We start from the raw sequence: 24,837 nt of genomic DNA on the forward strand, positions 1-24,837 counted from the left end.
AACGGATGGGGTGCCGGGCCTGTGCACCGCGTCGCCCGGCGACGCAGCCCCCACGAGAGAGCCTGCGTCAGCCGGGGACGCCATGCTGAGCGCCGCGGGCGCGGCCCAGCGCCTCAGTCGGCGGTCTGGAGCGCCTTGACCTCGTCGCGGGCGGCGACGACAGCAGCGTGCTGGCGGCTGACGACCTCGCGGAAGCCGGCGCTGAGGTCCTGCTCGAGGCCCTTCTCGTACTCCGACACCGCGTGCTCCTCGCCCGTGGCGGCGGCGCCGAGCACGCTCCCCGCGTCGTCGCCGGTCAGGGCGTCCTTGAGGGAGATCCACCCGCGGTGCAGAGTTGCTGCCACCGAGCCGCTCTCGTCGACGTCGTCGCCGTACTCGTGGCCCATCTCGACGATCTCGCGGCGGAACCCGGCCCGCTGCTCGGCCAGGCGCTGCAGGGTGGTGGCCCATTCGGCCCGGTCGCTGTCACGCAGCTTCTCGGCGGCCGAGGTGAAACCACGCTCGCCGTCCTTGAGGGTCTCGACGAGCTCCTTGGCGACCTTCGCGTCGTCCGACATGTGCACTCCTTCGATCCTTGGTCTTCGGTCCCCGTGGTCCTACCCGGCCCCCGGTGGGCTCCAACCGTCTCCGTGCCGCTCGCCGTGGTCCGGCGTAGCGTGGCGAGCATGAGTGACTGGAACGACAAGGTCGTCGCCGAGTTCCGAGCGAACGCGGGCAGGGTCGGCGGCAACTTCGAGGGCGCGCCGCTGCTGCTGCTCCACACGACCGGCGCGAAGTCGGGTGAGGCCCGCGTCAGCCCCATGATGTTCCAGGCCGTCGAGGGTGGGTGGGCCGTCTTCGCCTCCTACGCCGGGCTCGACGTGAACCCGGCCTGGTTCCACAACCTGAGGGCACACCCCGACGTCTCCATCGAGGTCGGTGTCGACGGCGCCGTCGAGACGATCGACGTGCGCGCCCGCGTCCTCTCGCCCGAGGAACGAGAGCCGGTCTGGCAGGAGCAGAAGCGCCGCTACCCCGGCTTCGCCGAGTACGAGAAGAAGACCGAGCGGGTCATCCCCGTCGTGCTGCTGACGCGCCGCTGAGCCCGGGCGTGCCCGGTCTCAGGCGGCGAAGCGCACGTCGCCGAGCCACGGCTCGAACCCGTCGGACGCCCGGTTCCACGACGGTCCGTGGGGGCCGAGCTCGGCGTCGGTGAGCAGGCTCGCCTCGAAGGCCGACCGGATCGCCTCGCGCTCGGCCTCGCTCGTCAGCGAGCAGAGCCCGGTGACGACGAGGCGGGTGTGCACGCGCGCACGACCCCACGAGCCGAGGGCGCCGATGCTGACCTGACCACCGGCTCCGTCCCAGCCGCACGCCTGCCCCGGGCGGGTGGGCAGCCAGAAGCAGCCGCGGGAGCGGTGCGGACCGCTGCCGATCAGGGCGAGGTGCTCGTGCAGCCGGTCGGGGTGGAACGGCCGGTTGGACCGGAGGTCGAGCCGCCACACGGCGGGCGAGGCGGTCGGTGGCAGCGCGGCCGACCGGGTCTCGGACACCCAGGCCTCCGTCTCCCGGTGGTCGTGCATGCCGTCGACGAGTCGGGCCGACGGCACGGCCTCACCGTCGGCCGCGACCACCGCGGTGGGTCGCGCGAGCTCACGCACCAGGTCGAGCGCCTCGCCGTCGGCGTCGCCGTGCACCGTCACGACGTCGGCGTACTCCACCAGGGCGCCGGCGGTCTCAGCGAGCCCGCGGCGGTCGTCCTCCGCGGTGTGCCGCCCCAGCTCGGCGAGCAGGGCGTCGCTCGTGAGCGTCGCCACGAGAGAAGGGCCGTCGAGTGCGGCCAGCACCGCCGCCACCCGCACCGCTGCGCCGCCCGGGTCCTCACGGTCGAGCCCGATGGCGCGGCACACCTGCAACGCCTCGGTGGTCAGCGGCAGGTGCGCGATGATCGCCGCCCAGCGGTCGAGCTCCGCGAGACGGCGGAGCGTCGGCACGATGTCCTCCCGGATCGCGCAGCTGGTGCAGGCGTGGGCGAGGTCGAGCGACTCGCGCTCGAGCACGCCGGTCACGTCGCTGATGACGCGGTGCAGGCGCTGCGTCCCCACCTCGATGCGGTGCGAGACGACGACGGCGTCGGGGAGGTCCCACTGCAGCCCGATCGTGGCCGCGGCCGTCGCGACCTCGTCGACGCCGGTCACGAGGTAGGTGGGAGTGCCGGCGGGAGCCGTCATGGTACGTCCTTCGCTCTCGATACTGATAACCGTTCTCAGTATGTCGTGAGGCCGTCCCGACGGCAAATGACACCGCGCGCTCGTATCTGCAGTCGCCCCGGGCGCACCTATGGGAGTGGCGCGACCGCGCCACTCACGCGGGCCGATCCGGCCCGCGACGGCACCACCGAAGGGCGAGCACGATGTCTTCCATCCTTTCCTCCACCATGTCCCGCACGAAGAAGCGCGCCGTCGGCGCGGGTGCCGTCCTCGCGGTCGCCGCGGGTGTCTCGGCCACGATGCTGGCGCCGGCGCAGGCCATCCCCGGCGTGCAGAAGGCCTGCGCCTTCGACGTCTCGACGAACACCGCCGTCAACGGCTGGCGTCCGGTCAACTCGGTGGTCAGCGTCAACGACGGGCCCACCTCGCGCTACATCCTCGTCAACTTCAACGCGGACGCAGGTGTCGACACGCTCGCCGAGATCCGGGTCGGCTACAGCATCGACGGCGGCCCGGTGCAGATATTCGGGGCGCAGAACTTCGCCAACCACACCGAGTACTGGCAGACCCGGCACAACATGGTGGTCATGGTGGTGCCGTCCGGCACCCACACGATCCGTCCCTACTGGCGGATCAGCGGATCGGTCGGCAAGAACGGCGTCATGGGCGCCCGCTGCCTGACCGCCGAGGCCTACACCTCCTGAGCCCGCAGTCGTGAGGGGCGAGTCGGCTCATTCGCTCGTCGTGTCCGCGGCGGCCCGGAGCACGAGGTCGGCCACCTCGTCGGGGTGCGTGAAGAGGTTGTTGTGCGATCCGCCGAGCAACGACGTCCGCACGCTCGGTGCCGCCGTGGCCGCGAGCGCGAGCTGGTCGAGCCACGCGAGGGGCGCGAACGCGTCGTGCACTCCGGCCGTGACGGTCAGGGGCGCGGTGAGGCGGGCGATCCGCTCCTCCGGCGCGTCGTGCAGCCCCGAGCGCAGCATCGCGAGGATGCCGGTGCGGCCGCGCCAGACCTCCATGGGGTCGATCTGGTCGAGACGGTCGTCGCGGTAGGCGAACGGGGTCGCGCGCACCAGCCGGTCCAGCCGGCGCTGCTCGGGCGCGAACGTCGTGCCGGCCAGCACGAGCGCGAGGCGGCGGTGGTGGACGCCCACGGCGAGGGCGGCCGTCAACGCCGCCTGGCCTCCCGTCGAATGGCCGAGCACGACGACGGGACGGTCGCCGCGACGAGCCTCGATCCAGCGGGCGGCCAGCAGACCTGCCGCGTGGATCGACGGGCTCGTCGGCCGGGGCAGGTTCGAGCCGAAGCCCGGCAGGTCGAGCACCGTGCACGCGAGTCCGCGGGAGGCGATGGCCCGCGCGGTGGGGATCGTGTAGAACGGCAGGCCGAGACCGGGGAGCACGACGACGTGCGGTGTCGTGCCGGGTCCGTCGCTCCCGAGCGAGAGCGACCGCACGACCGGACCGCGGAGACTCGTGAACTGGACGCGCACGTCCGGCCCCACGTCACGACCCAGGACGTCACGGGGACTCACGAGCACGCCTCCGCGTGGCCGATCGGGCCCGTGCGTCCAGCACGGGTGCGGAGCGGGGGCGGGCGCACCGCGCTCAGCGCTCGAGGGTGAAGTCGGACGGCAGGCCGTCGACGGTCACCGTGCCGTCGGCGCCGACCTCGACCGTCACGACGGCCTCGCCCACGCGCAGGCCCCGGACGCGCAGCGCGCCGAACGGCGGGCGCGCCGGGGGGCGGAGGCGCACCGTGCGGTTCGGCACGTCGGCGCTGATCCCGAGCGCGACCGTCAGCATGGCGACCGACGACGCAGCCGCCCAGGCCTGCGGTCGGCACGACGCCGGATAGGGCGCCGGGCGGCCGAAGACGGCGTCGTCGGCGAAGAGCTCGGGCAGGCGGTAGTCGAACGCCTCGCCGACGTCGAGCAGGCGCCGGGCCACGGCCGCCGCCTCGGTCGCGTGTCCCTCCCGGGCCATGCCGAGGGCGCAGATGGCCGTGTCGTGCACCCAGACCGAGCCCGTGTGGTAGCCGATCGGGTTGAAGCCGCCGTTGTCGTTCGCGAGCGTGGCGATGCCGAAGCTGCCGAGCATCGTCGGCGCGGTCAGGGTGTCGGTGACGCGGCGGGCCTCCTCCGGCGTCAGGGCGCCGGTGCCGAGGGCGTGGCCCATGTTCGAGCCGACGCCGTCGACCGGCCGGTCGTCGCCGTCGATGGCCATCGCGAGGTAGCGGTCGTCGGGCCCGCCGACCCAGAAGCGGGACCGCACGCGGTCGCGGAGCGCCTCGGCCCAGCGCTCGAGCTCGTCCGCGCGGGTCCCGTCCGGACCGTCGGTGGTCCCGAACGCCCGCAGCAGGGTGGCGGCGGCGACTGCGGCCTCGACGGCATACGCCTGCGCCTCGACGAGCGCGATGGGCGACGCGGCGAGCGAGCCGTCGCGGAAGCGCATCGAGTCGCCGGAGTCCTTCCAGCCCTGGTTGACGAGGCCGTGGCCGCTCTCGTCGACGTACTTGATGAGGCCGTCGTCGTCCGGTGTGGCCAGCTCCGTGAGCCAGCTCGCCGCCGAGCGCAGCGCCGGGAGGAGGTCGCGGACCTCGTCGTCGGCGAGGCCCCAGCGCCAGGCGTCGTGCAGGAGGCAGATCCACAGCGCCGTCGCGTCGACCGTGCCCCAGTAGACCGGCGGCAGGTGGAAGGAGTCCGCGTCGTGGGCGTGCGACGTGCGGCGCAGCTCGTGCGGGATCTTGCCGGGTGCCTCGGCCGTGCTGGCGTCGTGCCGCGTGCCCTGACGACGGGCCAGCGCGCGGAGGGTGCCACCGGCGAGGTCGGTCCCCAGCGGCAGCGCCATGCGGGCCGCCCAGAGCGAGTCCCGCCCGAACAGCGTGAGGTACCAAGGGGTTCCGGCCGCGGTGAAGACGTCACGCAGGTCCGCGGGATCCCGCAGCAACAGGCTGCGCAGATCGGTCAGGGAGGTCTCGAGGAGGCGGCCGAGGCGCGGATCGCCCGCCTCGACCTCGAGCCGCTCGGGCCAGTCGACGGCATCCGACCCCGTGTCCGCGGCGAACATGCTCGCGCCGCGCCGCTCGGTGCCGACGACGACCTCGACCACGGCCCGCGAGCCCGGCTCGATGCGGAGCGGGAAGGAGGCGCGCACCCCGTCGGCCCCGGTCGTCAGGGCCGCGGGAGCGGGGGAGAGCTCGACGCGTGTCGTCAGCTCGGCGCTCTGCCAGCCCGTGGTGGCGTCGGTCTCGCGCCGCGGCTCGAGCAGGTGCCCGGTCGCGAGCCCGGACTTGACGACGCTGATGTCGGCGCCGTCACCACCGAGGCGGACGACGAGCTCGGTCTCGACCGGGGTGGACGCGCGGGAGGTGACGACGACCTGCTCGCGGAGCACGCCTCCCGCCAGGTGGCGGCTGCGGTGCACCTCGACCGTGGGGTCGGCGCCGGGGTCACCGACTCCGCGCGCCGACGTGAGGAACTCGCCGCGCGACCCACGGGCCGCGTGCGCCACGTGCACGAGGTCGGCGCCGACGAGCCCGATGACGAACTCCGAGACGACGCGCTGGTCGTCGACGAAGAAGCCGTGGGCGCCGCTGCCGCGCATCGCGCCGTCGGCGTCGCTGAGGGCCGTGCCGTTCCCGTCGACGCAGATGACGAGGTCGTGCAGCCACGGCTGTCGACCCGCGGCGTCAGCGGGGGACGCCGGGAGGCCGGAGTCCGGGGCGTGCGTCGCGTCGCGGACGTCCTCGACGTCCTCGGCCTGGTGCCTGCTCATCGGGCTCCTCCTCGTGCGTGCGCGGCGGTCGGGCTGTCGTAGGAAACTACCGCGCCCCTCTTGACACCCCTGCCGTGAGGACTGAGTATGCGGTGAGGGATATGAACGTTCAAATCAGTGATTAGAACGTTCCACTCCGAGAGGACGGCGTCAAGGGTGACATCGAGTTCTGCGGCCAGGAGGCGCGCGACGATCAACGACGTCGCGCGCGCTGCCTCGGTCTCGCGCCAGACGGTGAGCAACGTCGTCAACGCCCCCGAGCGGGTCGCGCCCGACACCCTCGCCCGCGTGCAGGCCCAGATCGAGCTGCTCGGCTACCAGCCGAGCCGCGCCGCGCAGACCCTCAAGCAGGAGCGCGCCGGAGCGTGGGGCATCGAGCTCAACTCGGCCGGGTTCGGCCGCCTCGGCGCCATCCTCGACACCTTCCTCATCGAGCTGACGACCGGCGCGGCCGGCCACGGCTCCCACGTCGTGCCGTTCACCGCGCCGGACCCGCTCGACCCGCTCCCCGCCTACGAGCGCTTCGTCGCGAGCCGCGTGGCCGACGGCTTCGTGCTGACCGACACGCGCACCTCCGACCCGCGCCCGGCCTGGCTCGACGCCCACCACGTGCCGTATGCCGCGTTCGGCCGCGTGTGGGACGACCCGGGCGTCACGTCGTGGGTCGACGTCGACGGCGCCGCCGGCATCGACGCCGCCGTGCGCCACCTCGCGGAGCAGGGCTACGAGCGCATCGGCTACCTCGGGTGGCCCGAGGGCTCGCCCGTCGGTGACGACCGCCGGTCCGGCTGGGCGCGCGCGACGGCCGACCTCGGGATCGCGCACCCCGAGTGGCAGGCGACGACACCCCAGGTGATCGATGCTGCCTCGTCGGCGGCCGCGGGCCTCATCGACGCCGTCGGCACGGGCGGCGCGCTCGTCTGCGCCTCCGACGCCCTCGCCCTCGGCGCGTGGCGGGTCCTCGTCGAGCGCGGTCTCGAGCCCGGCGTCGACGTCGGGCTCGTCGGCTTCGACGACACCGACATCGCCCAGGCCCTCGACCTCAGCAGCCTCCACCAACCCCTCGACCAGGTCGCCGAACGCGTGCTGCACGTGCTCGGCACCCGGGCCGACTCCCGCGACCCCTCGGTGGGTGGCCTCCTGCTCGACCCCGAGCTGGTCATCAGGTCCAGCTCGAAACCTGCGGGCGACCGCACCAAACGGAAAGAGAAGTGACATGAGTGCACGTACCACGCGTGGTGCAGCCGCCCTCGCTCTGGCCGCCACCGGCGCGCTCGTCCTGAGCGCCTGCGGTGGGGGTGGCTTCGACAGCGGGTCGAACAGCGCCCCGCAGGCGACGGCCAAGGGCCCGGTCAAGCTGACGATCATGATCGGCAGCTCCGGCGACGCCGAGACGAACGCCGTCAAGGCCGCGGCCGACGCCTGGGCGAAGAAGTCCGGCAACACCGTCGAGGTCATCGCCGCCGCGGACCTCGGCCAGCAGCTCGGCCAGGCCTTCGCGTCCACCACGCCGCCCGACCTCTTCTACACCGACGCGTCCAAGGTCGGCACGTTCGCCAAGGCGGGCAACCTCTACGCGTACGGCGACCAGGTCAAGGACGCCGGCTTCCTGCCCGCGCTCGTCAAGACGTTCACGTACGACGACAAGTTCTACTGCGCGCCCAAGGACTACTCGACCCTCGCGCTCATCATCAACACCGACCTCTGGACGAAGGCCGGGCTGACCGACGCCGACGTGCCCAAGGACTGGGCCGGCCTCGAGGCCGTCGCCAAGAAGCTGACGTCGGGCAAGGTGACCGGCCTCGTCATCGGCAACGACATCAACCGCAGCGGCGCCTTCATCAAGCAGGCCGGCGGCTGGATCGTCTCCGAGGACGGGTCGACCATGACGGCCACGAGCGCGCCGGCCAAGGAGGGCCTCGCCGAGGTGCAGAAGCTGATGAAGGAGGGCGTGCTGAAGTTCAGCACCGACACGTCCCCCGCCACCGGCTGGGGCGGTGAGGCGCTCGGCAAGGGCGTCGGCGCGATGACGATCGAGGGCAACTGGATCAGCGGCGCGAAGAAGGACTTCCCGAACCTCAAGTACAAGGTCGTCGAGCTGCCCGCGGGCCCGGCCGGCAAGGGCACGCTGCTCTTCAGCAACTGCTGGGGCATCGCCGCCAAGTCGCCGAACCACGCGCAGGCGGTCGACCTCGTGAAGTCGCTCATCACGACCGACCAGCAGATGGCCTTCGCGGACGCCTTCGGCGTCATGCCCTCGACGGAGGAGGGCGCCAAGGCGTTCGCCGCGAAGTTCCCCGACTCGGCGGCCTTCGTCGCCGGTGGTCAGTACGCCCAGGGCCCGGTCAACCTGCCCGGCTTCGACGAGGTCATGGCCAAGTTCAACTCGCAGCTGGCCACCCTCGGCAAGGGCGGCGACCCGAACGCCTGGCTCGAGGAGCTGCAGAAGAACGGCACCGCGGCGCTCGCAGGCTGATCCCGCGGGTGGCGTCCGTCGTGGCGTCCGCCGGCCGCACCGGCGGACGCCACCCCCGCGGACCCGACACGTGATCGACCGCACCCGCCTGCCCGCACGACCCTGACGACCGACGAACCGACCCCCACGAGGGAGCAACCAATGGCGCGCACCGACGAGCGTCCGGTGACCGAGCACGTCACCGCCACCCCGGCCCCCGCCCGAGCCGGAGGCGGCATCCGGGGACGGGAGGGCATCGCGGGCTGGATCTTCATCGCGCCGATGGTCGTCATCATCGGCCTCTTCCTCGTCATCCCCATCGGGATGGCGCTGTGGGTGAGCTTCACCAACTGGCAGGGCAACACCAACCCGTTCGCGGTCGGCCAGGGCACCGACGTCGTCGGCCTGAAGAACTACACCGACCTCTTCGCGCGCGACGGTCTGACCCGCGACAACTTCATGCAGTCGATCGGCAACACCTTCTACTACGTGCTGCTCGTCGTGCCGCTGCAGACGGTGCTCGCGCTGGGTCTCGCGCTCCTCGTCAACAACACGATGCTCAAGGGCCGCAGCTTCTTCCGCACGGCGTTCTACTTCCCGTCGGTCACGAGCTCGATCGCGATCGCGACGGTCTTCCTCTTCCTCTTCTCCAACACCGGGGCGGTCAACGCCTTCCTCGGCTTCTTCGGCATCGACGGCCCGCAGTGGTTCAGCGACAGTCGTGGACTGCTGCACCTGGCCTTCAACGCGGTCGGTGTCGACAACCCCGGCTGGGCGCAGGGCGAGATCCTCGGCCGCAGCCTCTGGGACTGGCTCTCCGGGCCGTCCGTCGCGATGTTCGTCATCATCTTCCTCGTCATCTGGACGACGTCCGGCACCTTCATGCTGATGTTCATCGCGGCCCTGCAGGACCTGCCCGTCGAGATCGACGAGGCCGCCGCCCTCGACGGCACGTCGCGCTGGCAGAAGCTCCGGCACGTCACGCTGCCCATGATCAGGCCGGCGCTCTTCCTCGTCATCACCCTCGGCCTCATCGGCACGTGGCAGGTGTTCGACCAGATCTACGTCATGGGCAAGGGCGCGCCCGCGGGCACCACCCTGAGCCCGGCGTTCCTCTCCTACCAGCAGAGCTTCGGCAACTTCAAGTACGGCTCCGGTGCGGCCATGGCCTTCGTCGTCTTCCTCATCATCGTCGTCCTCACCCGCATCCAGCGCTACGTCCTGACGGACAAGGACGAACGCAAGCCGCTCTTCCGACGTGGAGGTCGCTCGTGAACGCCCGCAGGTCCAACCCGGTCAAGACGATCGTGCTCTACACGGCACTGCTCGCCTTCGCGGTCCTCTTCATCTACCCGTTCCTCATCCAGATCTCGACGTCCTTCAAGACCGACCCGGATGCCGCGAACAACCCCCTCTCGCTCGTGCCCAACCCGGCGACCCTGCAGGTGTGGCAGCGCATCTTCGGCCAGACCGGCGACTCGTCCGTGCCGGTGACGACGTGGGTGCAGAACTCGGTGCTCGTCACCGTCGTCGTGACGGCAGGGCGGGTCTTCTTCGACTCCCTCGCGGGCTACGCGCTCTCGCGGCTGCAGTTCCGTGGCCGCAAGGCGGTCTTCGGCGGGCTGCTGGCCGTCATGGCCGTGCCGGGGGTGGCCCTGCTCATCCCGAAGTTCCTCATGGTCAACTACCTCGGCATCTACGACACCTACACCGCGATGATCCTGCCGCTCATCGTCGACGCCGCCGGCATCTTCATCATGAAGCAGTTCTTCGACTCGGTGCCGGTCTCGATCGAGGAGGCCGCCCGGCTCGACGGCGCGAGCATCTTCCGCACCTTCTGGTCGGTGGTGCTGCCGATGGCCAAGCCCGCCCTCATCACGCTGACGATCCTGTCGTTCCAGGGGTCGTGGAACGAGTTCTCGCACTTCCTCGTCGTCACGCGGGGCACGCCGGAGCACCAGACGCTCGTCACGGGCCTCGCGAGCCTCACGAGCGGCCAGCTCGGCGCGGGCACGCAGTACCCGCTCAAGCTCGGCACCGCCCTGCTCACGACGATCCCGGTCGCCCTGCTCTTCTTCGCCCTCCAGCGCTACTTCATCCGTGGCGCGAACGAGGGTGGCGTCAAGGGCTGAGAGGCCGACGACGTCACGGTCCGGAATCGCAGCGTGAGACCCCGGCTCTTCCGCGCGGGCGCCGCGCAGGACAGGCTGTGCGCATGGCAACGGACAGCGACCACACCTTCGACGTCATCGTGATCGGCCTCGGCCCGGGCGGTGAGCACGTCGCCGGCAGGCTCGCCGAGCGCGGGCTGCGCGTGCTCGGCGTCGACCGCCGCCTCGTCGGGGGCGAGTGCCCCTACTGGGGCTGCATCCCCTCGAAGATGATGATCCGCGCGGCCGACGCGCTCGCGGAGGCCCGCCGCGTCGACGGCCTCGCCGGGACGGTCGAGAAGGTCACGCCCGACTGGTCGCTCGTCGCGAAGCGGATCCGCGAGGAGGCCACCGACGACTGGGACGACCAGGTGGCCGTCGACCGGCTCACCGGCACGGGGGCGAGGTTCGTGCGCGGCACCGGTCGCATCGCCGGCCCGGGGCGGGTCGACGTCGACGGCACGGCCTACACGGCGACCCGCGGCATCGTCGTCAACACGGGCACCACGGCGGCGGTCCCACCGGTCGAGGGGCTGGCCGACACCCCCTACTGGACCAACCACGAGATCATCGAGACCGCCGAGCTGCCTGCCAGCCTCATCGTGCTCGGCGGCGGCGCCATCGGGTGCGAGCTGAGCCAGGTGATGGCCCGGTTCGGCGTCGAGGTGACGGTCGTCGAGGCGGCCGAGCGCATCCTCGCCCTCGAGGAGCCCGAGGCGTCCGAGACGCTCGCCGCCGCGCTCGAGGCCGACGGCGTCACGGTGCGTGCGGGGGTCGGCGCGCAGCGGGTGGCCCACGACGGCTCGGTCTTCACCGTCACCCTCGCCGACGGCTCGACGCTGACGGCGGAGAAGCTGCTCGTGGCCGCGGGCCGGCGGGCCGACCCCGCCGGCGTCGGCCTCGACACCGTCGGGGTGGCCCGCGACGCCCGCACCGCACCGGTCGACGAGCGCTGCCGCGTCACCGGTGGCGTCTGGGCGGTCGGCGACATCACCGGCAAGGGGGCCTTCACCCACGTCTCGATGTACCAGGCGGGTGTCGTCATCCGCGACGTGCTCGGCGAGGACGGTCCGCCGGCCGACTACGACGCCCTGCCGCGCGTCACGTTCACCGACCCCGAGGTCGGCGCCGTCGGCCTGACGGAGGCGCAGGCGCGGGATCGCTTCGCGAACGTCCAGGTGGGACTCACCCCGCTCGGCGAGACGACCCGCGGCTGGATCGCCCGCGCCGACGGGCTCATCAAGGTCGTCGCGGACGCCGACCGCGGCGTCCTCGTCGGGGCCACGACGGTGGGTCCGGGCGGCGGCGAGGTGCTCGGCGCGCTCGCGGTGGCCGTCCACGCCGAGGTGCCGATCGAGCGGCTCCGGTCGATGATCTACGCCTACCCCACCTTCCACCGCGGCATCGAGGACGCCCTTGGCCGCCTCGCCTGACGCGGGGGCGCCGGGCCGCTGCCGGGCGACGACCGTTGGTCGGCCCGGACCCGCGGGCGCGGCGTGTCGTGCAGCGTGCCGGGGTGGTGCGGCGACCAACGGTCGTCCGTCGGCGTCCGCGTCCGGGTGACGTCTCAGTGGCGGCCCGGTGGCGGCCCGGTGGCGGCCCGGTGGCGACGACGCGATGTCGCCCCGGCGTTGCGGGACGGCGCCGGGGCGGACGATACGGTGAGCGCATGGCCCAGCGACTGCTCGCCCTCGACCTCGACGGCACGACCCTCAACCACATGGGTGAGCTCTCCGACCGCGTCCGTGAGGCCGTGCTGGCCCTGCCCGACGACGTCGCGGTCGTCGTCGCGACGGGCCGCTCGATCATCGCGACGATGCCGGTCCTCGAGGCGCTCGGCCTGCGGGAGGGCTACGCGATCTGCTCGAACGGCGCCCTGACCCTGCAGCTCGACCGCCACCGTGACGAGGGCTACGCGATCATCGACATGGTGACCTTCGACCCGCGCGCGGTGCTCGAGAAGATGCGGGGCGCCCTGCCCGACGCGCTCATCGCCGTCGAGGAGCCCGGTGTCGGCTTCAAGGTGAGCAAGCACTTCCCCGACGGAGAGCTCATGGGCCAGTCGCGCGAGGTCGACTGGGACGAGCTCGTGGCCAACCCCGTCACGCGCGTCACCCTCCGTCAGCCCGAGGCCACGGCCGAGGAGTTCATGGAGCTCGTCGAGCGCGCCGGCCTGCACGGGGTGTCGTATGCCGTCGGCTGGTCCGCGTGGCTCGACATCAACCCCGAGGGCGTGTCCAAGGCGAGCGCCCTCGAGCTCGTGCGCCGCCAGCTGCGGGTCGAGCCCACCCACACCGTCGCCTGCGGCGACCAGCGCAACGACCTCGAGATGCTGCACTGGGCCGCGTGGGGCGTGGCCATGGGCAACGCCCCCGACGCGGTCAAGGCGGTGGCCGACGAGGTGACCGGCCACGTCGACGAGGACGGCCTCGTGCCGGTGCTCGAGGGCGTCGCGCAGGCCGCGCGCGACGGCGTGCCCTTCCGCGAGGGTGTCGAGTCCGCGGCGACCACCCGCCTCGAGCTCTGAGCCGCGCACCTCTCCTCGGACCCGTGTCGAGAACGGGCGGTCCCGTTCGACGAAGGGGTGAGGCGGGCGCACGGCCCGCGCCGCCACCCACGAGGAGAGCACCATGCGCTTCATGATCATCGTCCCCGGCAGCCCCGAGACCGAGGACGGCGTCACCGGCACCGAGCAGCAGTTCGCCGACATGCAGGCCTACAACGAGGAGATGTTCAAGGCCGGGGTCTTCGTCGACGGGCAGGGCCTGCACCCGACCTCGAAGGGGGTGCGCCTGACCTACGACGGCGGCGAGTGGACCGTCACCGACGGGCCGTTCGCGGGGACGGAGAAGCTCATCGCGGGCTTCACCGTCATCGACGTCAGCTCGCGGGAGGAGGCGATCGAGTGGCTGCGCAGGTGGCCGGCCTCCTGCGCGCCCGCGCCGGGCCAGGCGCTCGAGCTGCGCCAGGTCCTCGCGGCCGAGGACTTCGGCGACGAGTACACGCCGGAGCTGCGGGCCCGCGAGGAGACGATGCGCGCGGAGGCCGCCCGCACCGCCGCCGGCGGCTGACCGCGTCGACCGGCACCGTCGACCAGCCCTCCCACCAGCCCCTCCCACCAGCCCCTCCCACCAGCCCCTCCCACCAGCATCGTCCGCCAGCCCCTCCCACCAGCACCGCCGTGCCAGAGTGTCCGGGTGCCCTCGACCACCGGACCGCAGGCCGCCACGCCCGACGTGCAGCGCACGCTCGAGGCGGTCTGGCGCATGGAGGCCGCCAAGGTGACGGCGGTCGTCGCCCGTGTCGTCGGCGACGTCGGCCTCGCGGAGGACCTCGCCCAGGACGCGTTCGTGCAGGCGCTCGAGCAGTGGCCGCGTGACGGCATCCCGACGAAGCCGGGTGCCTGGCTCACGGCCACCGCCCGGCGGCGGGCCGTCGACCGCATCCGGCGCGACGTCAACCTCTCGGCCAAGCTGCAGCAGGTCGGGCACCTCGAGGAGCTGCGGGTGGCCGAGCTCGCCGAGGGCGACTTCGACGCGGCGCTCGAGGACGTCGACGACGACGTGCTCGGCCTCGTCTTCGCCGCCTGCCACCCGGCGCTGACCGCCCAGGCGCGGATCTGCTTGACGCTGAGGATGATCGGGGGACTGACGACTCGCGAGATCGCGCGCGCGTTCCTCACGACGGAGTCGACGGTCGCGCAGCGCATCTCGCGGGCCAAGAAGACCCTGAGCCAGGACGGCGTCACCGTCGAGGTCCCTTCCGGCGCGGAGCTCGCGCCCCGGCTCGCGTCGGTGCTCGAGGTCGTCTACCTCGTCTTCAACGAGGGGTATGCCGCCACCACCGGGCGGGACTGGGTGCGGGGCGACCTCATGGAGGAGGCGATCCGGCTCGGGCGCGTGCTCGCGGCCCTCGCCCCCGCGGAGCCGGAGGTGCACGGCCTGCTCGCGCTCATGGAGATCCAGGCCTCCCGGACCCGCGCCCGCATCGGGCGCGACGGCGAGCCGGTGCTGCTGCTCGAGCAGGACCGCTCCCTCTGGGACCACGCGCTCATCCGGCACGCCCTCGCCGCCCTGGACCGCGCCGTCGCGCTGCTCGAGGCCGCGCGCAGCTCGGCCGGCCCGTACGTCCTGCAGGCCGCGATCGCCTCGTGCCACGCGCGGGCGCGCACGGCCGATGCCACCGACTGGGCGCGGATCGCCGCGCTCTACGCGCAGCTCGGGGGCTTGCGTCCCTCGCCGGTCGTCGAGCTCAACCGCGCCGTCGCGCTCTCCTACGCGAAGGGCCCCGAGGCCGCGCTCGAGGTCGTCGACGCCCTCGCCGCCACCGGCGAGCTGTCGGACTACCACCTCCTGCCGAGCGTGCGCGGCGACCTGCTCGAGCGCCTGGGCCACGACGAGCAGGCGCGGGCCGAGTTCGCCCGCGCCGCCTCGATGGCGCAGAACGACGTCGAGAAGGCGCTGCTGCTGCGCCGTGCCGACGGCGCGACCGGAGCGACCGGCGCGCAAGGGGCGGGCTGAGCGAAGCGCCGACGGCCGGCACGTATCAGGACTACCGTCGAAACACCCTGCACTGACGTCGGTTCCGATCGGGTGGAGGTCCGTCATGGCCGTGGTGCACCAGAGCTGTCCGGGCTACGTCGCCGAGCCCTTCGCCTCGCTCGTCGCCGAGCATCCCGGCGAGGACGTCTACCCGCAGGCCGACTTCCGCACGGAGTGGGGGCCGATCTTCCACCGCGGGCGCCTCGACGGCAGCGCCCGCGTCCTCGTGCTCGGACAGGACCCGGCCACGCACGAGTCCGTCTCGCGGCGCATCCTCGTCGGTGAGGCCGGCCAGCGCGTGCAGGGGCTGCTCGCGAAGATCGGGATCGACACGGCATACGTCATGGTCAACGTCTACCTCTACAGCGTGTTCGGCCAGGCCGCGGGCAACCGGCACGTCACCGACGAGGCGATCACCACCTACCGCAACCGCTGGCTCGACGCGCTGCTCGTCGACACCGACGTGACCGCCGTCCTCGCGCTCGGTGACCTCGCGGCGAAGGGGTATGCCGCCTGGGCCCCCACGCGCCCCGAGACGGCGTCGGCCCTGCACCTCGCGGCTGTCCGGCACCCGACGTATGCCGAGGGCTCGGCCCGCGCGTCGGGCAAGCCGCTCGCCGAGACGACCGCCGCCCAGCTGGCGAACTGGAACGCGCACCTCGACGCGCTGGCGGCGCACGTACAGCCCGAGGGGCCGACCGACCTCACGCCGTACGCCGCGACGTGGGGACCCACCGACCTCGTCGGCATCCCGGAGGGCGACCTCCCGCCGGGCGCGCCGGCGTGGTGGCGGGGCGTCGACGCGTGGGCGGCCCGCAGCGGAGCCGACGCCCAGACCAAGCGGGCGACGATCACCGTCACCGTCCCCCGGGGAGCGCGGTCGTGGCCGCCGCTCTGAGTGGCGGGTCGCCGTCCCGCGGACCGTTCGCCCGGGCCTACCGCCGCGGCATCACCGACGAGCTGCCCGAGCCGGCCCGCCGCACCCGCGCCCTGCCACCGGCGCCGTTCGCGCTGCACGGCGCGGTCGTCACGCCGGACGGCGCCTGGTCCAGCGGCTACGTCACGGTCGCGAACGGCGTGGTCGACCGGGTGTCGAAGCGGCGCCCCGGCGACGTCGCCGTGCTCGAGACCGACGGCGTCATCCTGCCGGGACTGCTCGACCTGCACGGCCACCCCGAGTTCAACGTGTTCGCCGCCTGGGAGCCGCCGAAGCGCTATGCCAACCGCTATGCGTGGCGCCGGTCCGCGCCCTACCAGGCGCTCGTGCGCGACCCGCAGAACATCCTGCTGACGCAGGTGCCGCCGAAGACCCAGACCCGCTACGCCGAGGTGCGCGCGCTCGTCGGCGGCGTCACCGGCATCCAGGGCGCGTCGGGGGCGAGCAGCGCCACGTCGGAGCCGCTCGTGCGCAACCTCGACCAGTGGGCGTTCGGGTCGCACCGCGCGCGGGCCATGATCGACCTGCCGTCCGGGTCGTTCGGGCTGCCGACGTACCAGCGCGTCAAGGACCGGATCACCGCCGGGGAGGTCGACGCCTTCTACCTGCACCTCTCCGAGGGCCGGCGCGGCGACGAGGTGAGCGCCAAGGAGTTCCGGCACTTCCTCGACCTCGGTGCCGCCACCCCGGCGACGAACATCATCCACGGGAGCGCGCTCGGCGTCGACGACCTGCACACCGTCGCAGAGGCCGGCTGCCGCCTCGTGTGGTCGCCGCAGTCCAACCTGCGCCTCTACGGCGAGACGACCCTCGCGGGGGAGGCGCTCGCGGCGGGCATGCCGGTCGCGCTCGGTGCCGACTGGTTGCCCTCCGGCTCGACGAGCCTGCTTGCCGAGCTGAAGGTGGCCCGACGGGAGCTCGCGCGCCAGGGCCATGCGGTCGCGGCGGCGGACCTCGTCGCCATGGTGACGTCGGTCGCCGCGCGCGTGGCCGGGCTCGCCGACCACCTCGGGGCGCTGGCTCCGGGGCGGCCGGCCGACCTGCTCGTGCTCGAGCGCCACCACGCCGACCCCTACGAGAACGTCTGCCTCGCCGACCCGTCGTGGGTCGAGCTCGTCTGCATCGGCGGCGACGTCACCTACGGCCGGGCCGACTGGTTCGACCGCCTCTCGGGACAGGCGACGGGCACGACGATCGAGGACCTCCTGGCGTGGGGCAAGCCGATGCGCCTCGACACGGGCTTCCAGGGCGGGGGCGACGTGCCGTCGCTGTCGACGGTGCGGTCACTGCTCACCGCGGCCTACCCCGCCGTCGGCCCGATCTTCGCCTGACGGCACGCACGCCGGACGACTGCCTGCCCTGCCAGCAGGGCCGGGCGTCGCCCCCGAACACGATCCGAACACGATGCGCACCGCGGCTTCACGTGCGGGCGCGAGCCTTGGGTCATGACCACCGACACCCGCCGGCCCACCGGCCTCCTGCGCACCTCCACCGCCCTCACCGGGGCGGCCCTGCTCCTCGGCAGCCTCACCCTCGGCGCCTGTTCCTCGACCGACGCCACCGCCTCGGCCCAGGCCCGCCAGGCCCAGGCCCAGCCGGCTGCCGTGGACAGCGACACCGTCGACCTCGTCGCGGCAGCCGTCGACGCCCCTGCGGCCGACACCCCCGCGGCCGACGGCGCGACGGGGAGCGCCACGGCCAAGGCGGACCGCAAGGGGATGCGGGCCCGGCTGTTCCGTGCCCTCCACGCCACCTGGGTGACCGGCGGCGGCAAGGCCGGCCCGGTCACCCACCAGGCCGTGCGCGGCGAGGTCACGGCGGTCAGCGCCACGGCGATCACCGTGCGCGCCAAGGACGGCTTCTCGCTGACGTATGCCGTCGGCGCGGACACGAAGGTGCGCGAGCGCCCGCAGGCGAAGGGCCAGGGCAAGGCGTCCGCCTCGACGATGTCGGCCGTGCGGGTCGGCGCCAAGGCGCTCGTCACCGGGGTCGGCGCGAGCAAGCCCACCGCCCGCGTCGTCGTCTTCACGGACGCACCGGCGGCATCCGGCAGCACCCCCACGCCGAGCGCGACGAGCTGAGTCCGCTCCGTTCTCCCTCCGGGGGTGCGCACGAGTGCCCGGCTCCCGTGGTCGGGAGCCGGGCACTCGTGCGGTGCGGCGGGGGTGCGTGGCGCCGGGCTCAGGCGCGCGGCACCGACTGCTCCGTCTCCGGCTCGTCCGAGGTGTCCGCGGTGTCCGGGGTGTGGGCGGCCTCCGCGGGCTCGGCCTTCCGGTTGGCGAGCAGGCTCGTCAGGGTGACGACGACGAGGATGCCGATGATGACGCCGAGCGAGAGCAGGGTCGGGATCTCGGGGACGCCCGGCCACACGCCGTGCGCCCAGTGGAGCACGAGCTTGACGCCGATGAAGGCCAGGATGAGCGACAGGCCGTGACCGAGGTGCACGAGCTTGGCCAGGGCGCCCTCGAGCACGAAGTAGAGGGCGCGCAGGCCGAGCAGGGCGAAGGCGTTCGTCGCGAAGACGAGGTAGGGGTCACCGGTGATGCCGTAGACGGCCGGCACCGAGTCGATGGCGAAGACGATGTCGGTGCCGAGGATGGCGATCGCGACGAGGGCGAGCGGCGTCAGGGCGCGCTTGCCGTCCTTGCGGACCGTGAGGCTGGTGCCCTCGTAGGTGTCGGTGACCGGGTAGAAGCGGCGGATCAGCTTGACGCTGCGCAGCTGGTCGACGTCGATGCTGTGATCGGTGTGCGACAGGGCGTCGCGGCCGACCTTGACCGCGGTGGCGAGCAGGATCGCGCCGAAGAGCAGGAAGGTCCACGCGAAGCTCGCGATCATCTGCGCGCCGAGCGCGATGAAGATGCCGCGGAGCACGAGCGCGCCGCCGACGCCGATGAGCAGCACGCGCTGGCGCAGCTCACGGGGCACGGCGAAGGCCGAGAGCAGGATGATGAAGACGAAGAGGTTGTCGACCGAGAGCGACTTCTCGACGAGGTAGCCGGTGTAGTACTCGACACCCTGCTGGGAGCCGTACTGCCACCACAGCCAGCCGCCGAAGACGACCGGGATGGCGATGTAGAAGGCCGACCAGCCGATCGCCTCGCGCATGCTCGGGTCGTGCGGGCGGCGGGTGATAAGGAAGTCGATGAGGAAGAGGGCGGCGACACCGGCGATCGTCGCGATCCACAGCGTCGGCGAGCCGATCGACTCGGTGGGCGGCGCCGGGGTGGCGGCGGACAGGGCAGTGAGCATGGGTCTCCTCAGAACGTGACGTCTGAGGTCTCCTTCACCGACTGCCGTCGGCCACGAACCGGGGTGGTCGTCGGACCACCGTACTGACCGGAGCGCGCTGGGAAGTACTCCCCTCGGTGCACAGTCTACGGGCTGTCGACCCGTCGCTCAAACGACCTGTCCAGGGTGGCCCGACGGGTGCGGCGTCAGGCGCTCCGGCCGGCTCGGAGCGCCTGGGCGGCGAGCTCGTCCGAGCCCACCCGGCGCGCGCCTGCCGTCCAGTCCGACTCCTCCTTCGCGTAGGGGAGGCCGTAGGCGGGCTGGCCGGGCTGGGTGCGCCAGCCCTCCGCCAGCGGGCCGAGGTCGAGGGTGTCGTAGCCGATGGCGTGCAGGGCCCGGCGGACGGTGTCCTTGGCCGCGGCGTCGTCACCGGCGACGGCGAGGACGCTGCGACCGTCGTCCCCGACGGGCAGCAGTGGCCGGGCGAGGTCGCGCAGGTGCTGGAAGAAGATGTTGTTGAAGCCCTTGACGACGTGCGACGTGGGCAGGTGGGCCTGGAGCAGCTCGGAGCTCGTGGTGGAGCCGTCGTCGAGCGCCGCGATCTGGCCGTCGCGCTCCGGGTAGTAGTTCATCGTGTCGACGACGACCTTGCCGGCCAGCTCGTCGACGGGCACGTCGCGGTAGGCCTTGAGCGGGATCGTCACGACGACGAGGTCGCCGGCCGCCGCCGCCTCGACCGGCGTCGCCGCGCGGGCGCGCGGACCGAGCTCCGCGGCGAGGTCGGCGAGGGTCTGCGGCCCCCGGCTGTTGCTCAGCACGACGTCGTGGCCGGCCGCGATCGCGAGCCGGGCGACGGTGCTGCCGATGTGTCCGCTGCCGATGAATCCCCAGGTGGTCATGCGGGGTGCAACGAGCGCGTCGGGCGGCCCATTCCACCGGCCAGGGAAGGTGCCGCGGATGGTGTCGCACTCGGCGGGGTGATCACCCCGTTGGCTGCAGCACCATCCGCAGCACGACCAGCAGCACCATCAGGTATGCCGCGGGCCGGCACCGATGTCGCCGCAGCCCGGTCACCGGCCGGCTTCCCGGGGCAGGCGCAGGGTGAAGCGGGCGCCGCCCTCGGCGGCGTGCCCGGCCTCGACGCTCCCGCCGAGCAGCTGCGCGAGCCGCCCGACGATGGCCAGGCCCAGGCCCGTGCCGACGGGCCGCAACCCGCGGTAGCGCTCGTGCAGCACCGACGGCTCGAAGGCGACGGCGAGGTCGTCGTCGGTCAGGCCGGGTCCGCCGTCGCGCACCTCGACGACCACCTCGCAGGCGACGAAGGCGGCGGCGGAGCCCGACTGCTGACGCACCTCGACGACGATCGGCCGGCCCGACGGCGTGACGCGCAGGGCGTTCTCGAGCAGGCCGTCGACGAGCTGGCGCACGCGCGCCGGGTCGGTGACCGTCCACGCCTCGGGCACGGCCGGGACCAGGGTGAAGGGCACCCCGACGGCCGCGCAGCGGCGCGACCAGACCGCCTCGACCTCCCGCCCGAGGGCCACGAGGTCGGTGCGCTCGGGGGTGACGCCGGGGCGGTCCGCGCCGAGCCGGGCGAGGTCGAGCAGGTCGCCGACGAGCCGCTCGAGGCGCTTGGCCTCGCCGAGCACCACGCCGCCGACCCGCGCGGTCTCCTCGGGCGGCACGACGCCGCTCGCGAGCGACTCGGCGTAGCCGCTGATGCCCGTCAGCGGCGTGCGCAGGTCGTGCGACACGGACAGGAGGAAGTCGCGCTGGCGCCCCTCGGACCGCGACAGCGAGCTCGAGAGGGAGTTGAGGGCGCTCGCCACCGCGGCCACCTCGTCGGGGCCCTCGACGGGCACCCGGACGTCGCGCTGCCCCGCGGCGAGGGCGTGCGCGGCATCGGCGGTGCGACGCAGCGGCCGGGCGAGGCGCCGGGCCACCGCGACGCTGACGAGCACGGCGACGACGGCGGCGAGGGCCAGGGCGAGCAGGACGCGTCGCACGAGCCGGTCGGAGTCGGCCGTCGCGTCGGAGCGGCGCTGGACGAGCACGATGCCGCCGGCGTCGGTGGGCCGCCCCTCGACGAGCACCGGGGTGCCGCCCAGCTCGTCCGCCGCCGACACCGTGCCACCCGCGAGCAGGACGTCGCGCCGCGCCGGCGTCAGGGCCGCGCGCGCGAGCGGGCTCGTCGAGGTCACGGCCCCGCGGCGCGCGACGCTGGCGGACTCGATGCCGAGGGCCCCCAGCGTGCGCACCGCCCGGTTCTGCGACACGCGAGCGGTCGTCACGCCGGCGTCGGCGCGCTCGGCGGCGGCGTCGGCGATGCGCGCGAGGGTGCTGCGCGCGGCGTCGTCGACCGACGTCCGGGTCAGCCCGACGGCGAGCAGCCCCGCCAGCAGGGCCGTCAGCACGGCCACGCCGACCCCCAGCACGACGACCCGTCGCGAGAGCGACCCCCGAGAGGCCGTCACGGTCGCGGCCCGTCGTCCCGTGGGTCGTCGGGGGCCGGGAGGGCGGCGTCGCGCGGGGCCCGTTCGGCGGCATACCCGACCGAGCGCACGGTGCGGATGGGGCTGGCGGCCCCCAGCTTCGCGCGCACCTGCGCCACGTGGACGTCGACGGTGCGCGCGCCGGCGGTCGCGGCATACCCCCACACGTCGCTGAGCAGCTGCTCGCGCGTGAAGACGACGCCGGGGCGGCGCAGCAGGTGGGCGAGCAGGTCGAACTCCGTCGCGGTGAGGGCGATCTCACGACCGTCGACGCTCACCTCGTGACGCGTGACGTCGACGCTGAGTCCACCGGCACGCAGCACCTCGGGGCCGGCGACGTCGCCACGGGTGCGGCGCAGCACACCGCCGAGCCGGGCCACCAGCTCGCGCGGGGAGAAGGGCTTGGTGATGTAGTCGTCGGCGCCGAGCTCGAGGCCGACGACGCGGTCGACCTCGTCGTCGCGGGCGGTGACGAAGAGGACGGGGGTCCAGTCGCCGCGCCCCCGGAGCCGGCGGCACACCTCGATGCCGTCGAGCACGGGCAGGCCGATGTCGAGCACGACGGCGCTCGGGCGCAGGTCGCGGGTCGCCTCGAGCGCGCTCGCGCCGTCCCCGACGACCTCGACGCCGTAGCCGGCCGCCCGGAGGTTGAGCCGCAGCACGTCGGCGATCGCCGGCTCGTCCTCGACGACGAGCACGAGGCCGCGACCGCGCCCGGAGGTCGAGTCGGGGGCGGAGTCGTGCCGGTGCTCGGGTCCGGAGGAGGGCGCGGGGGACACGTTCGCAGCGTAGTGAGCGCCGGCGGCGTCCTCGTCACGCCCGTGTTCGGGTCGTGTCAGGACGTGGGGCGACCGAGCGAGGAGGCAGGGTGGCCGCCGGAGGGGACAGGGCGCTCGCCCGGGGGCGTGCGACGGCGGCGGCGCACGACGGTCGCGGCGACGGCCGCGGCCACGACGAGCCCGACGACGGCCACGCCCCACCACGACCCGGCCTCGGCGGCGAGCCAGGCCTGCACCACGGCGAGCCCGACCGTCGCGTAGAGCACGGCCCAGAGGGCCGAGCCGACGACGGCCGCCGGAACGTACCACCGCAGCGACATCCGCATCACGCCCGCCGTGAGGTGCACGGCCGTCTGGATGCCGACGGTGAGGTAGGAGAGCGTCACCGCGACGGGGCCGAGCCGGCGCAGCAGCGTCTCGGCCCGTGCGCCCAGCTCGCCGTGCGCTCCGTGCTCGCCGCGGTAGCGGCCCCACCCGGCGACGGCGCCGCGGCCGACCCAGTAGGTGCCGTTCGAGCGCACCATGGCAGCCGCGAAGAGGGCGAGGAACGCCTGCCAGAACGGCAACGCGGCCAGGGCGTCGAGCATGCTCCCAGCCTAGGCGTCGCCGCCCCGCGAGCGCCCGGCGGTCAGGCCCTCAACGTCGCCCGAAGTCGACGTCGGCGGCCGACACGACGTCGCCCGTGCGGCCGGGCGCCTCGGACCACGACCAGTACGTGTTGGTGTGGGCGATCACCTGCTCGGGGGAGACCGGCACCCTCCACTCCCGGAGGTCATCGGTCGTGTGGGCGTCGCCGACGAGCGTCGCGTCGTAGCCGCGGACGAGTGCGCCGTGCAGGGTCGAGCGGATGCAGGCGTCGGTCTGCGCGCCGGTGACGACGAGCCGGCCCACCCCGCGCTCGGCGAGCTGCTCCTCGAGGTCGGTGTCCTCGAACGAGTCGCCGTAGCGCTTGTGCACCACCGGCTCGGACTCCCCGCGGGGCAGCTCGGCCACGTACTGCCAGCCCTCGGAGTCGACCGGCATGTTCTCGTCGGAGTGCTGCACCTCGCACCTCCGGGTCTCGCAACCTCGGTCCTTCACCTGTCCCACCGAACGTACGCCACCCCGCACCTCGTGCGCTCGTTCGTGAGGACACACGGCATCGCACCGCACCAGTACGTCGTGGGGCGCCGGCCCGACCTCGCCCGACGACGGCGGAGGGCGCGCCTGCACCCGTGACGGTGTGGGTGGGATGCTGGCCCTGCCATGACGAACCCCACGCACCCCGCCCGCGAGCTGACGATCACCTCGGCGGCCAACCCGCGCCTCAAGGCGCTGCTCGGGCTGCGCCGCCGCCGCACGCGCGATGAGACCGGCCACACGCTCGTCGAGGGCTACGAGGAGATCGACCTCGCCCTCGGCGTGGGGGTGCGGCCGCGCACGGTCTTCGTCTGCGAGGAGCTCTTCAGCCCGGCCGGCCGGGCCGGGTCGCAGGACATCGGGCACCAGGACGACCTGCTCGCGCGGCTACGGGCCGAGCGGGTCGAGGTGGTGCACCTCAGCCGCGGCGCCTTCGAGAAGGTCAGCTACCGCGAGGGCCCCGACGGCCTCCTCGCCGTCGTCGACCGGGTCGGCGTCGCGCTCGCCGACCTGCCGGCCCCTGGCCCCAGCCACCTGACCCTGCTCAGCCAGGGGGTCGAGAAGCCCGGCAACCTCGGCGCCATGCTGCGCACCGCCGACGCGGCCGGGGTCGACGCCGTCGTCGCGGCCGACCCGGTCACCGACTGGGGCAACCCCAACGTCGTGCGGGCGAGCAAGGGCACCGTCTTCGCCGTTCCCGCCGCCAGCGCGACGACCGCCGAGGTGCTCGACTGGCTCCGGGCCCACGAGATCAGCCTCGTCGTCACCACCCCGGAGACCGACCTGCTGCACACCGACGTCGACCTGACCGGCCGCGTCGCGATCGCCGTCGGGAGCGAGAAGCACGGCGCCGACCGCGTGCTGCTGGAGGCCGCCACCCACCGGGTCCGCATCCCCATGGCGGGAGCCGCGAACAGCCTCAACGTCGCCGCGTCGGCCGCCATCGTGCTCTACGAGGCGGTGCGCCAGCGCGGGGTCCGCTGACCGGAACGCCGTTCCGGGGGCCGCGACCGGCGCCTCCGCGGCCTCTCCCGGGAGGGTCCGGACGGCATACCTGATGACGTGCAGGTTGCGGGCGTGTGACGGTTGTGACGAGCGCTAGCTGTACTCGGCCTGGACGTTGGTGACACGTAGGCGTTGACGATGAGGAGAACCTCCGGGTGAGGT

At 73.4% G+C, this 24,837-nt stretch carries 24 protein-coding genes; 14 read left to right on the top strand and 10 right to left on the bottom strand.

Annotated elements, in window-relative coordinates; genetic code table 11:
* Positions 1-113: 113 nt before the first annotated feature.
* Positions 114-557, bottom strand: a complete 444-nt coding sequence (locus ABD979_RS19795) for a ferritin-like domain-containing protein (RefSeq protein ID WP_345509268.1) — start codon at positions 555-557, stop codon at positions 114-116.
* Positions 558-665: 108 nt separating this feature from the next.
* Between ABD979_RS19795 and ABD979_RS19800 the strand changes: the two genes are divergently transcribed.
* Positions 666-1,082, top strand: a complete 417-nt coding sequence (locus ABD979_RS19800) for a nitroreductase family deazaflavin-dependent oxidoreductase (protein ID WP_345509270.1) — start codon at positions 666-668, stop codon at positions 1,080-1,082.
* Between the two features lie 18 nt (positions 1,083-1,100).
* Here the strand turns inward: ABD979_RS19800 and ABD979_RS19805 are convergent, their stop codons facing one another.
* Positions 1,101-2,210 (bottom strand): GTP-binding protein, encoded by a 1,110-nt coding sequence (locus ABD979_RS19805; RefSeq protein ID WP_345509271.1) that lies wholly within the window; start codon positions 2,208-2,210, stop codon positions 1,101-1,103.
* Between the two features lie 182 nt (positions 2,211-2,392).
* Between ABD979_RS19805 and ABD979_RS19810 the strand changes: the two genes are divergently transcribed.
* Positions 2,393-2,893: a hypothetical protein gene (locus ABD979_RS19810; protein WP_345509272.1), complete on the top strand. Its 501-nt coding sequence runs from the start codon at positions 2,393-2,395 to the stop codon at positions 2,891-2,893.
* Positions 2,894-2,920: 27 nt separating this feature from the next.
* On the opposite strand, the gene ABD979_RS19815 is transcribed toward ABD979_RS19810, so the two are convergent.
* Both ABD979_RS19815 and ABD979_RS19820 read right to left on the bottom strand, forming a co-directional pair.
* Positions 2,921-3,724 carry an alpha/beta fold hydrolase gene (locus tag ABD979_RS19815; protein WP_345509273.1) on the bottom strand — a complete coding sequence of 268 codons (804 nt, stop codon included), beginning with the start codon at positions 3,722-3,724 and terminating at the stop codon, positions 2,921-2,923.
* Between the two features lie 73 nt (positions 3,725-3,797).
* Entirely contained in the window at positions 3,798-5,966 is a 2,169-nt protein-coding gene (locus ABD979_RS19820; protein ID WP_345509274.1) for a glycogen debranching N-terminal domain-containing protein, read from the bottom strand.
* 156 nt (positions 5,967-6,122) lie between these two features.
* On the opposite strand from ABD979_RS19820, the gene ABD979_RS19825 reads away from it, so the two are divergent.
* From ABD979_RS19825 to ABD979_RS19875, 11 genes are all read left to right on the top strand, one after another.
* Positions 6,123-7,181: a LacI family DNA-binding transcriptional regulator gene (locus tag ABD979_RS19825; RefSeq protein WP_345509275.1), complete on the top strand. Its 1,059-nt coding sequence runs from the start codon at positions 6,123-6,125 to the stop codon at positions 7,179-7,181.
* Position 7,182: 1 nt separating this feature from the next.
* Complete coding sequence (locus tag ABD979_RS19830) at positions 7,183-8,442, top strand: sugar ABC transporter substrate-binding protein (protein ID WP_345509276.1); 1,260 nt, start codon at positions 7,183-7,185, stop codon at positions 8,440-8,442.
* A 165-nt stretch (positions 8,443-8,607) separates the two neighbouring features.
* Positions 8,608-9,696: a carbohydrate ABC transporter permease gene (locus ABD979_RS19835; protein ID WP_345509277.1), complete on the top strand. Its 1,089-nt coding sequence runs from the start codon at positions 8,608-8,610 to the stop codon at positions 9,694-9,696.
* Entirely contained in the window at positions 9,693-10,553 is an 861-nt protein-coding gene (locus ABD979_RS19840; protein ID WP_345509278.1) for a carbohydrate ABC transporter permease, read from the top strand. The genes ABD979_RS19835 and ABD979_RS19840 overlap by 4 nt, the downstream gene beginning before the upstream one ends.
* Positions 10,554-10,636: 83 nt before the next feature.
* A complete protein-coding gene (locus ABD979_RS19845; RefSeq protein WP_345509279.1) occupies positions 10,637-12,004 on the top strand; it encodes a dihydrolipoyl dehydrogenase family protein in 1,368 nt (455 codons plus the stop codon).
* 236 nt (positions 12,005-12,240) lie between these two features.
* Positions 12,241-13,098 carry an HAD family hydrolase gene (locus tag ABD979_RS19850; RefSeq protein WP_345509280.1) on the top strand — a complete coding sequence of 286 codons (858 nt, stop codon included), beginning with the start codon at positions 12,241-12,243 and terminating at the stop codon, positions 13,096-13,098.
* Positions 13,099-13,201: 103 nt separating this feature from the next.
* Positions 13,202-13,642, top strand: a complete 441-nt coding sequence (locus tag ABD979_RS19855; protein ID WP_345509282.1) for a YciI family protein — start codon at positions 13,202-13,204, stop codon at positions 13,640-13,642.
* A gap of 195 nt (positions 13,643-13,837) precedes the next feature.
* Positions 13,838-15,091: an RNA polymerase sigma factor gene (locus ABD979_RS19860; protein ID WP_345509297.1), complete on the top strand. Its 1,254-nt coding sequence runs from the start codon at positions 13,838-13,840 to the stop codon at positions 15,089-15,091.
* An 85-nt stretch (positions 15,092-15,176) separates the two neighbouring features.
* Positions 15,177-16,010 carry a uracil-DNA glycosylase family protein gene (locus tag ABD979_RS19865; RefSeq protein ID WP_345509284.1) on the top strand — a complete coding sequence of 278 codons (834 nt, stop codon included), beginning with the start codon at positions 15,177-15,179 and terminating at the stop codon, positions 16,008-16,010.
* Positions 15,995-17,380, top strand: coding sequence for an amidohydrolase family protein (locus ABD979_RS19870; RefSeq protein ID WP_345509285.1), 1,386 nt, complete (start codon positions 15,995-15,997; stop codon positions 17,378-17,380). The genes ABD979_RS19865 and ABD979_RS19870 overlap by 16 nt, the downstream gene beginning before the upstream one ends.
* A 114-nt stretch (positions 17,381-17,494) precedes the next feature.
* Positions 17,495-18,130 carry a hypothetical protein gene (locus tag ABD979_RS19875; protein WP_345509287.1) on the top strand — a complete coding sequence of 212 codons (636 nt, stop codon included), beginning with the start codon at positions 17,495-17,497 and terminating at the stop codon, positions 18,128-18,130.
* A gap of 100 nt (positions 18,131-18,230) precedes the next feature.
* Here ABD979_RS19875 and ABD979_RS19880 read toward each other — a convergent pair whose 3' ends face one another.
* The 6 genes from ABD979_RS19880 to ABD979_RS19905 all read right to left on the bottom strand — a co-directional run bounded on the left by ABD979_RS19880 (position 18,231) and on the right by ABD979_RS19905 (position 23,595).
* Positions 18,231-19,301 carry a TerC family protein gene (locus ABD979_RS19880; protein ID WP_345509288.1) on the bottom strand — a complete coding sequence of 357 codons (1,071 nt, stop codon included), beginning with the start codon at positions 19,299-19,301 and terminating at the stop codon, positions 18,231-18,233.
* 185 nt (positions 19,302-19,486) lie between these two features.
* Entirely contained in the window at positions 19,487-20,179 is a 693-nt protein-coding gene (locus ABD979_RS19885; RefSeq protein WP_345509289.1) for an NADPH-dependent F420 reductase, read from the bottom strand.
* A 171-nt stretch (positions 20,180-20,350) separates the two neighbouring features.
* Positions 20,351-21,754 carry a sensor histidine kinase gene (locus tag ABD979_RS19890; protein ID WP_345509290.1) on the bottom strand — a complete coding sequence of 468 codons (1,404 nt, stop codon included), beginning with the start codon at positions 21,752-21,754 and terminating at the stop codon, positions 20,351-20,353.
* The gene (locus tag ABD979_RS19895; RefSeq protein ID WP_345509291.1) at positions 21,751-22,551 is read right to left on the bottom strand and encodes a response regulator transcription factor; all 801 of its coding nucleotides are present in this window, start codon (positions 22,549-22,551) and stop codon (positions 21,751-21,753) included. The genes ABD979_RS19890 and ABD979_RS19895 overlap by 4 nt, the downstream gene beginning before the upstream one ends.
* Positions 22,552-22,607: 56 nt before the next feature.
* On the bottom strand, positions 22,608-23,138 hold the full coding sequence (locus ABD979_RS19900) for a DedA family protein (RefSeq protein ID WP_345509292.1): 531 nt from the start codon (positions 23,136-23,138) through the stop codon (positions 22,608-22,610).
* Between the two features lie 49 nt (positions 23,139-23,187).
* Positions 23,188-23,595, bottom strand: coding sequence for an isochorismatase family protein (locus ABD979_RS19905; RefSeq protein WP_345509293.1), 408 nt, complete (start codon positions 23,593-23,595; stop codon positions 23,188-23,190).
* Between the two features lie 201 nt (positions 23,596-23,796).
* Here ABD979_RS19905 and ABD979_RS19910 point away from each other — a divergent pair, with 201 nt between their 5' ends.
* Positions 23,797-24,654, top strand: a complete 858-nt coding sequence (locus ABD979_RS19910) for a TrmH family RNA methyltransferase (RefSeq protein WP_345509294.1) — start codon at positions 23,797-23,799, stop codon at positions 24,652-24,654.
* Positions 24,655-24,837 lie beyond the last annotated feature (183 nt).

This window comes from Terrabacter aeriphilus (assembly GCF_039542985.1).
GTDB lineage: Bacteria > Actinomycetota > Actinomycetes > Actinomycetales > Dermatophilaceae > Terrabacter > Terrabacter aeriphilus.